Source organism: Vibrio sp. Isolate22 (assembly GCF_022398115.1).
In the GTDB taxonomy this organism is placed as follows: domain Bacteria; phylum Pseudomonadota; class Gammaproteobacteria; order Enterobacterales; family Vibrionaceae; genus Vibrio.
In genome coordinates, this window is record NZ_JAKEUW010000127.1 from 1 (window position 1) to 2071 (window position 2071).

Genomic DNA, 2071 nt, shown 5'->3' on the forward strand with positions numbered 1-2071 from the left:
TTACTTTGCACATCCATACAGTTCATGGGAGCGTGGAGCAAACCTTTGCACATCCATACAGTTCATGGGAGCGTGGAGCAAACGAGAATGCTAACGGTCTGCTTCGTCAATATGTACCGAAAGGTTCTGATTTACGTGAAGTTAGTGAGGACGTGATATCTCTCGCCATGGCAAGAATAAATTACAGGCCAAAGAAGTGTTTAGGCTTTAAACAGCCAGCCGTGATATTCAAAGAAATGTGCATGGCTGCTTAAATGGGGAAGTGTCGCACTTCGGACTTGAATTCGGGTATTAATCACAATACTAGGTAGCGCCTTTAAAATAACAATCTTAATTTATGGTGAGGCTATGCGAATTGTCGTAACGTAAGACGTTGTAATAAAATGCGGCAACCAATGAGGTTCCCAAACAACTTATCTCCGTAAAATCCGACGCAAAAAAACGAAGAATTAATGCCATTGGAAAACTAAAAACGATGCACCAACCCACCGTATACAACACGTTAGAGAATACGCCACTGGCTTTATAAGGTCTATTGTAACGATCAATGATAAAACAGAGCGCCGCTAAAGTTAAAAATATCGCCATGACAAAATTAATGCTAGAAAGCTCTCCATATCCAGGTAATCCCCCGTCCCACCTCGGCTCCATAGCTCCAAGTTGATTAGAATAGTTAATCACCGAGGAAAGTAGTGAATAGATTAATGTGAACGCTTTCGTTGTTAATTCTTGTAATATCATGATGCTCTCCATTATAAGTCCTTATACTAAAATAAAGATTAGTGGAAATAAGTACAGGCAATAAAACAGTGTATTTTATCATTCTCATTATTGAGAATAATTTAGAGATAAAGTGGAAATTAATGCTCTGTTTATAATAATCTTGTTTCTTATGAAACAATAAATCAGCGTCAGTCGCTGATTTTTAACGTTGTTGTACCAAACGGCGTTGTTTACTAAATCAGTTGAACTTTTCCTCAGTCCTGCGATCTGATCCCATGTAGTAGATGCATGGTGGTGTCATGGGTAAGAAGAAGATAACGAACTGGAACAAGTATAATGAAGCCTTATGTAAAAGAGGCTAAGTCACATTTTGGATTGATGACTCAGCCGTTGAAGCGTGGCAATGCAAGAGTCACCATGGCAAACGTGGTAGAGGCTTTCAATTTTCTGATACCGCTATTGAAACTGCTTTGATGATAAAAAGCATATTCTCTCTCCCGTTACGTGCGCTCCAAGGTTTTATCGACTCTATATTTGCATTGATGAGTGTCCCTTTACGTTCCTCTGACTACACCAGTATCAGTAAGCGTTCAAAGACGGTTCAGGAAAAATACAAGAATAAATCCAAAGGCCCAGTTCGCCACATTACGATTGATTCAACAGGTTTGAAAGTCTTTGGGGAAGGTGAATGGAAAGTTAAAAAGCATGGAGCAGAAAAACGTAGGACTTGGCGTAAATTGCACCTCGCTGTTGATTTCGTTACCCACGATGTGATTAGCGCAGAAGTCAGTCTCGTCAATGTTGGTGATAGTGAAGGGCTCCCAACACTATTGAACCCGCTTCGTAGAAAGGTTCATTCTGTCTCTGCTGATGGTGCTTATGACACCAAAAGGTGTCATGAAGTATTACAGAGTAAGGGCTGCAAGCCTCTCATACCTCCCAGAAAAAATTCGGGTTATTGGCAGGAGGTGCATCCTCGGAATGATGCGGTCGATGCACTTAAAAACGATATGTTAGCTCAGTGGAAAACTGACTCTGGCTATCACAACCGTTCAATCTCTGAGACCGCAATGTCTCGATATAAAGGACTGACTAGCGGTACATTAAGCTTGAGATGTTATAACGCTCAAGTTGGTGAGGCACTGACGGATCCCCTCATAATTGCCCTAGTCCTGCGTTGTGTGTGAGCCTTTGATATTCGAACATTCCCCATTGATATTGGGATTCGTTAATTTGATATCGTCGATGATTTCGTACCTCTCTTCCTAGACGAGGTATGGATAGAACTCGGCGGTGTTTAATGCTATTGGCTTGGAAGTCAAAATGCCACTTGGCTTGTACTGCAATG

Annotated in this window: 1 protein-coding gene and 3 pseudogenes; 2 read left to right on the top strand and 2 right to left on the bottom strand. The window is 41.2% G+C overall.

Features of this window, described 5'->3' with window-relative positions; genetic code table 11:
* Positions 1-254: pseudogene (locus L1D55_RS27045) on the top strand (IS30 family transposase); the annotation flags it as partial.
* Between the two features lie 76 nt (positions 255-330).
* Here the strand turns inward: L1D55_RS27045 and L1D55_RS27050 are convergent.
* A complete protein-coding gene (locus L1D55_RS27050; protein WP_239919500.1) occupies positions 331-741 on the bottom strand; it encodes a hypothetical protein in 411 nt (136 codons plus the stop codon).
* 281 nt (positions 742-1022) lie between these two features.
* Between L1D55_RS27050 and L1D55_RS27055 the strand changes: the two are divergent.
* Positions 1023-1910, top strand: a pseudogene (locus L1D55_RS27055) (IS5 family transposase).
* Here the strand turns inward: L1D55_RS27055 and L1D55_RS27775 are convergent.
* Positions 1879-2071: pseudogene (locus L1D55_RS27775) on the bottom strand (transposase); the annotation flags it as partial. The pseudogenes L1D55_RS27055 and L1D55_RS27775 overlap by 32 nt on opposite strands.